Annotated in this window: 6 protein-coding genes and 1 pseudogene; 3 read left to right on the forward strand and 4 right to left on the reverse strand. The window is 34.2% G+C overall.

Annotation, left to right across the window (positions count from 1 at the left end; all coding sequences use genetic code 11):
* On the forward strand, positions 1–2,191 hold a 2,191-nt coding region (locus AB4Y90_RS12775; protein WP_441557953.1), incomplete at its 5' end, for an alpha/beta hydrolase family protein.
* Positions 2,192–2,217: 26 nt separating this feature from the next.
* Here the strand turns inward: AB4Y90_RS12775 and AB4Y90_RS12780 are convergent.
* From AB4Y90_RS12780 to AB4Y90_RS12790, 3 genes are all read right to left on the reverse strand, one after another.
* Positions 2,218–2,508, reverse strand: coding sequence for a DUF6520 family protein (locus AB4Y90_RS12780; RefSeq protein ID WP_441557954.1), 291 nt, complete (start codon positions 2,506–2,508; stop codon positions 2,218–2,220).
* A 76-nt stretch (positions 2,509–2,584) separates the two neighbouring features.
* Complete coding sequence (locus tag AB4Y90_RS12785) at positions 2,585–4,018, reverse strand: MauE/DoxX family redox-associated membrane protein (RefSeq protein ID WP_441557955.1); 1,434 nt, start codon at positions 4,016–4,018, stop codon at positions 2,585–2,587.
* 212 nt (positions 4,019–4,230) lie between these two features.
* Positions 4,231–4,452 (reverse strand): hypothetical protein, encoded by a 222-nt coding sequence (locus tag AB4Y90_RS12790; protein ID WP_441557956.1) that lies wholly within the window; start codon positions 4,450–4,452, stop codon positions 4,231–4,233.
* 278 nt (positions 4,453–4,730) lie between these two features.
* Here AB4Y90_RS12790 and AB4Y90_RS12795 point away from each other — a divergent pair, with 278 nt between their 5' ends.
* Together AB4Y90_RS12795 and AB4Y90_RS12800 are read left to right on the forward strand one after the other, a co-directional pair.
* Entirely contained in the window at positions 4,731–6,434 is a 1,704-nt protein-coding gene (locus AB4Y90_RS12795; RefSeq protein WP_441557957.1) for a helix-turn-helix domain-containing protein, read from the forward strand.
* 43 nt (positions 6,435–6,477) lie between these two features.
* Positions 6,478–7,323, forward strand: coding sequence for an RteC domain-containing protein (locus AB4Y90_RS12800; protein ID WP_441557958.1), 846 nt, complete (start codon positions 6,478–6,480; stop codon positions 7,321–7,323).
* A 45-nt stretch (positions 7,324–7,368) separates the two neighbouring features.
* Here the strand turns inward: AB4Y90_RS12800 and AB4Y90_RS12805 are convergent.
* Positions 7,369–7,704, reverse strand: a pseudogene (locus AB4Y90_RS12805) (conjugal transfer protein TraG); the annotation flags it as partial.

Genomic DNA, 7,704 nt, shown 5'->3' on the forward strand with positions numbered 1-7,704 from the left:
ATGTAGAGATATAGCAGGTAATTATGGGGTTGTTATTTCTAAGCGGTATGATAAAGCCATATTGTTTGATGTAAGCGCTAAGGCCTTACTACTCGCTTCAAAAGACGGTAAGGTGCTATGGAAAGAAAACTCTGTCAGCAGGTATAAGCTGGATGAGCGATCAAATCATTTGATCTATACGTCAGGTAATCAATTGGGAATTATGGCTTTGAAAGATCATCGGTTAAAAACCATAAAGCTCGCTAACGATATTGAATGGATATCTTCTTATGGAAACAAGATTTATTGCGCCACAATCAAAAGAGAACAAATTGAATTGAACATTGTAGACCTGCCATCCAATCAATTGACTAAACAAGTCATAGGCAGTCCTGAAAATTTTGAATTTGTACCGGCATTAAATACCTATTTTGAGGTGCGGGAAGACGAGCATTTTATATTTCCATTGTATTTAAAATCTAAGCTTAATAGCAAACAAAATCCAGAATTAAAAATCACCTATTCCAACAAAAGCAGCAAAGACAAGTTTTTAAATTTTCACCTGGGTATTTACAATATAAAAAAGAAACAATGGGAATATCAACCCGATGCGCAAAAAAATCTGCCTGTTTATAAATTTTTAAATGATAAAGGAGATTTTATACTTTTTGACGAAAGCAGTGATGTTGTTGAAAATCATCAAAATGCTATCCTTGATTTGGAATTAGTATTAGACTACGGCAAGAGTTCATATATGCTTCATGAAAAAAGAGCTGATGAAACAAATTACTTATGGGATCGTGATACAGAACAGTTTATTTTTTTCGGAAAAAAAGGTTGGATGAGTCATCATGTAAGAACGGGCAAAGAGGAGGAACTATTGGCATTGAATCAGGGAGGATGGGTGAGTGATAAACACAATGGTTTGGGGAATATTCCTGAAATACATCCCATCCGGGTTAAAAACAGAGACGCCATTCTACTGTCTAATCAATATGATTACTATTTTCTTGATCTAAAAACTCATCAAGTAAAGAGAATCACCAAAGGAGAGGAGAAAAATATCAAATACAAACTCTTACTATCCAAAGATCAATACTCCAAATCTTCGTGGAATGCAAAAAATACAGAAATTGATCCGAAAAAAGAGCTGACGTTTAAACTTTTTGACAATTCCACCTATGATTCAGGGTTTGCCAGATATTCTATCAAAAATAATAAAACGGTTTTTTACCAGCAGCAAAAATATAAAGAGATGATACCTTACGAAAAAGGGATATTTTTCACTTCTGATTTTGCACTGGAGCCTTTCAAACTTACCCAATTCAAAAATGGAAAATACACTGTGGTTTATGAATCCCTAAAAACTGAAAAGACGGTTCTGCAAAGTATGAAATATAAAATCTTTCAATACAAAACAGCCTTTGGTACATCAAACGCAGCTTTGCTGTTTCCTTCGGGGTATGACGAGCAAAAAAAATATCCGATGGTTGTCAACATCTATGAAAAGCAGTCACATGATCTCTGTTATTTTTTACCGCCCTATTTAACGTCAACGGTTGGATTTAATTATGTACATTATCTGATGAATGGTTATATTGTTCTTCTTCCTGACCTACAGTATAAGACTGCTGCTATTAAAAACAGTGTGATAAAATCTTTAGAAAAAAGCATTGATTCCGCTAAACGATTAGCTTCGGTCGATGACAAGAATATAGGCGTCACTGGATTGTCATACGGGGGCTATGAAACGGGTTTGGCTTTGACCCAATCAAAATATTTCAAAACCGGAGTGGCCGGAGTGATGGTTTCGGATCTGATCAGCACTGGACTGAGTAATTCAGAATTTATTCCTGTACCAAACTATTTGAGGGTGGAAAGCCAGCAATTCAGAATGAAAAATAATGTTTTCGACGATTGGAATAACTATTTGGAAAACTCACCGATTTATCATTTGAAAAACGTCAATACGCCGGTATTGATTTGGACAGGACTAAAGGATCCAAACATTTCGCCTGCTCAATCAAAAATGTTTTTCCTTGGGCTGAAGCGATTAAAGAAAAAGGCTGTATTGCTGGAGTATGTCAATGAAAGACATAATGTTTTCAATCCTTCAAATCAATTGGATCTCAATGTAAAAACATGGCAATGGTTTGATTATTATTTAAAAAACAAAAAACCGGCAGACTGGATTATTCCTGTTACAAAGTAAAAGAAGCTCCCTTTCGGGAGCTCTTTTTAATTGCCTAATTTGTACAATTCCACATTGACTGTTTCTGCTTCAGGATGATCCACTTCCGGACCACTTGTTCCAAAAACCTGCTGTCCAGTCGGCAAACCGTTAACGGTGCAGATGACATCAGAGTCATCTTGACACATGATGCTTCTGTCCCATTGGTTTGTTGCGCTATTAAAGATATAGCCTTGTTTCGTAGCGAAGTTTCCCTTATCGCTTTTCGCCTTTTGAGTAGCGAATGCAGTTCCTGTTCCTATCAGAATCAAAACTGCCGGTAAAATGTAATTTTTCATGTTAAAAAAATTTGATGTTATGCCTACTCTAAATCAACAGGTTTTCGGCAATCCCTGCTCCGTCGGCCGACAGATATCATTTAAATGAATATCTGGTAATGTTGTTACCCAATAATACATACAAATGATGTTTTGTAGCTAAGATTCCTCTGATCTTTATTCTTTCTTCGTTTTTTATATAGAAGCTGTACTTATACTTTTTCGTCGAAACATCGTATACATCGATGACATCGTTTTTTCTGAAGATTCCATACGATTCATTTTTTGCTCTTATTTTTGACAGATTATAAAGTTTATCTTCAGCTATACTCTGCATTCGATTGGTCTCTGTAGGTGATTTTAAAAGTTTTGTCTGCCCGTTTTCTAATGTTTTTGTCTCGATCGCAGTCGTGGATAAAGAATCAACAGTATGCTTCCGGTGAATGTTTTCAAGATGAAAGTCTGTTGTAATCATTTCGTTACGATAAAGATAAGTATAGAGGATACGCTCGTTTTTGCGATCGATAGTAATATCTCCATCGGTGTCAAAGACACCATCTGCCTTTTTTTGCAAAACATCAGGATTGATGATATAATTCTTAGAAGCTGTGTTCAGAATGCCAAGTTCGCTTTCCATTGTTTTGACCAACATCGTTTTAAAGACATATTGCTTTGGAGCCAACATATAAAGCCTTGAAAAATACAACCGATCGATACCGCTATGATAAGCCATAAGAGAAGGCATCTTTCCTTCAAAAATGACCGGTACTTTTCCATCCGAAACACTGAAATACGGATAGAGCACATTGATTGTTACACTGACGAATTTGTAATTGTAATTGTCCAACCTGATGGTATCGACCTTAACAGATTTAAAGTCGGGCACTATTGTCGAAATGAGCAATGGTGTCTTATGATTTGCTAAAAACAGTGAATCCCCATGATGACCTGCAAAATAATAATTGTTTGTAGGAAGTTGGAGTGTTTTTTTTTCTTCAGCCAGTATAGGTAATATCTTTCTCGTGAAATTCCCTTGATTGTCATTCTTTTGCAAATAAAATAAGATAACGACCAACAGCATTGGAACTACTATAAATAGGGTACTAAATCCAGCTGTTATTGTTTTACTTTTTGATGTGGCAGCAAAAATTGCAATGATTGCCGAGACAACACAGGATCCATTAAAAATAAGATGCGTATTCCAATCCATCTTTTCCAAAACTCCACCACAGGAGCAGGGGATAGAATCACTATAATTCAAGATTAAATAAATATAGATCGTAAACGCTGACATCAAACCTAAAGATGCGTAGAGCCCAACCAATCGAAATTTTTTTGAAAATAACAGAAGAACAATTAGAAGCTCAGAAGCGATTGTTGTGTATGAAACATAATTGCTATAGTTTCCAAACATTGGAGACTGTGCCAACTGTACCTGAAACATTTCGAAATCGGCCAGCTTGCTGACACCAGCATATACAAATAACAATATAAAGAAGGAACTGACAGCTATGGTGATGATATTAGACATATTTTTCATGGCTTTTTTATAAGATTATTCAACACACCTGAATCAATCTCCATTTTATTTTCTTGCCGCAATAATCAGGCATTGGTTCGCCTTTAAACAAGGTTATTGTCGTTTTGAAATTCCCCATACTTTCCCAAATGCCGCTTTCCGGACATGGTAAGCCTGTGACAACTGATATGGAGGTATGGGGAATCATAGGTCATAAAAATTAATTAATTATTATTATGATGCCGCCAATTATCACCGTCTCTCACCGGAGGATCGGGGTCTATAATCTGTTCCGGTGATTTGGCAGAATCGGATTTCATTAAGAGGTTGTTTTTCATTTCTTCTTTTGGACTTTTATCAGTTATAGTATCTTCATCTCTATGAGTACAGTTTTGTGTACAGAGTGCGGCTAGTGCCATGCTAAAAATTGGGATAAATTTTTTCATTTTAATAATTTTTCTGGTTATCCCGGCGCCGGATTGATTTAGAATTCTGAGGTCAAAGTTATCCGACAGATCCTCAGAAAAAAACAGCTTTGAGACGCAATTTTAAAATAAATACGTCTCGATTTTAAAATTGAACCGTTTAAGAAATATATATAATGTTTTGATAATCAATTGTATGTTGAAAATTATTTTGTCTAGGATCTCGTTGGCTTGAATTCATATTTATTTCAAAGTAAAATGATTAATTTTGAAATGGTGAGGTTCTAAAAAATAGGTATATGAAAAAGTTAAATTGCTTTCTCATACTGTTTTCTGCGTTTTCGCAATTGGTATTCTCACAACAAAAAACAGAAAATACTTTTGAGAAGATCAGAAATCATTATGAGAAGATGACTATTGATGACATACGGGCGATGTCATTTGTAAACACTTATATAGAAAAAGCAAAGAAAGAAAAAAATTATCTGAAATTGATGCAAGGATATAGAGATGGCAGGCAGTTCGACTATATCAACAAATTGAAATATGCAGACAGTGCGATTGCGATCAGCGTTCAGTATGGCACTAAAGACGATGTAAGCAAAGACCATCTCAGCAAAGGAGTGATTTACTATTACTACTTCAAAAATTACAAATCAGCCCTTTCAGAATACTTAAAAGCATATGAACTTTCAAAAGGATCGAAAGACGGATATCATCATCATAAAATAATTTATCACCTGGGAGTTGTCAAGGAGCATTTGGGTTATTATCAGGAAGCTTGGGAGCATTTTAACGATTGCGCTAGTTTCTACAGTAAAGAACTCCATCAGGCTCTGCATGAGAATCTTCAGTTCAATTATAAAAAAGCTTATTTAAACAGTATCCATCAAATGTCAGTTGTCAGCAGACTTTTAAAAAATTATGCTTCCTGCGACAGTTTAAATCACCTTGGATATAAACTATCTTTAAATGATAAAGACTTTGTTTTGGAAAACAGTTACTTTTTAAAAGAAATAGGCATCCTAAAATATCATAAGAAAAATTATCAGGGTGCTATCAAAGATCTGACCCAATCGTTGCCCGCTATTTTAAGGCGAAATGATTTTTCCTGGGTTTCTGTAGTGTATTTCTATTTAGGTAAATCCTTTGAAGCTCAAAATAGAAAAAAGGAAGTAATCCAATACTACAGCTGGATTGACTCGATCTTCGAAAAACAACATTTTTTATCCCCTGAAGTTTATCCCAGCTATAATTATCTTATTGAATATTATAAAAAAAGAGATCTTAAAAAGCAACTTTATTATACAAATCAGCTTCTTGAAGCAGACAGTTTGCTATCGAAAGACTATCCTTATCTGTCTTTAAATCTTCATAAGGATTATGATCGTCAGTCCATACTAGAGGCGAAAAATAACATCGAAAATGTAAGCCGAAGAAAAATACTTTTTGCAAAAATTATAATTGTCTCTGGAGCATTGTTACTGGCATTTTTAATTATACGTTCTATAAACGATCGAAAAATAAAAAAACAATACGATCTTCTTCAAAAAAGAATTGCTGAGGGAACTTATAACATGAGTAATTTAGCTGTAGAAGAACCTTCCGAAAATTCATTAAGAAAAACATTTCTGACTCCTAAAATGACTGCTGAGATCAAAGAGAAACTTGAAAAATTTGAAAATGAATTGCAGTTTCGAAAAAAGGGATTGACTCAAAAAAGCATTGCCAATAGGCTGAATACAAATTCGCATTATCTTTCCATTTATATTAATGAGAATAAAGGAATGAATTTCAATAAATATATGGCGCAGCTAAGAATCAACTATATAACCAATCTTCTTAACACCAATAATAAGTATTTACATTATACCATTGAAGCATTAGCTGAAGAATGTGGTATTGCGGCGAGACAAAACTTTTCAAATCTATTCTTCGAAATCAACGGAATTCGTCCTACGGATTATATTAAAAAACGCAAACAAGATTTAGGTATAAGCTAACTTTTATACCAGAGGATTTTTTGTAAATTTCTAAAAAAAGGACATGGTAACAAAAACTATTTTTAGAAAAACAATGCAACTGGGTGAGGAGTTGGAATTGAAAATCAATGAGGTCTATAATGACGACGGTGATATGGTGAAAATTGCAGAAAAATCCTTGATACTCATTGATGAATCGATTAGAATATTGAAAGAAATGATTTCGAAGCATCAATTTGAAAACATTGCTGAGGAAGTATATTTTTTTAAAAAACTAAAACCTCAGTTTATATCAAAGTATATTTATTACTCCACGATCCTGGATATTGAATCTCACAGGCCTGACGCTGGCAGCAAGGTTCTAAAAAAATATTACGAAGCGGAACAAGAAAAATTAAAGTCTTTTTATTCAGAACAATCGGAATTTTACAGCTACTATCGCAGAGAAGCTACCTATCTCGATCACAAAATATTTGTAAGAAATTCATATGATTTAAAGATGAAGCTATCCTTGGGCTTTTACAATTTTGACACCAGTTTTACGACTTCGCATGATCATTTGATTGCCAGATTTATTGCCTATAAGAAATTTGATCAGTATCTAAAAAAACAGATTGAAAATTTAAATGAAAATGCGAGTTCTAAAGTAACATCACCGCTTGTTTGGTCTTCCTCAAAAGTGGGATTGATCGAACTTGTTTATGCCCTATATCATATGAGATGTTTCAACGGAGGTAATATAGAATTGAGCGAGGTCATCAAATTTGTTGAAAAATCATTTGATACCGATCTAGGTAATTTTCATAAAACAATATTTGAAATTCGAAACCGAAAACAAGGACCAACCAAATTTTTAACGATGATCAGTGAAAATCTTCATCAACATTTTTTAAATACTGAGGGTGATTAAACAAGAGTAGAAACCTCATTTGCTTCCAAAGAACAGATGAGGTTTTTATTTTTTTGTTAAAAGATGCTGCAGATCCGGATCATGAGATATTCTGTCCATTTCTTTTGAGATAATGCTAACGATGTTAGATTTGATATTTTTGTAATTTGTATCGATTTCTGTTTTCATGCAATCACTTCCGGCTTCGTCAAGAAACGATCTGATTTCAGGTATCTTTTTATACAATTTTTCCTGCGCATTTAGTTTAGCACTATCGACAACTATTTCTGAGTGAAAGATCTTTTGTTCGATTCTTTCATCAAAATTATCTGACACTGCTCCGACAAAGAATCCCTGAGTCAATGTAGAGATTTTGGATGCCGGAATTAAGCTATCCAACTG

Source organism: Chryseobacterium sp. 2TAF14 (assembly GCF_052115105.1).
Classification (GTDB): domain Bacteria; phylum Bacteroidota; class Bacteroidia; order Flavobacteriales; family Weeksellaceae; genus Chryseobacterium.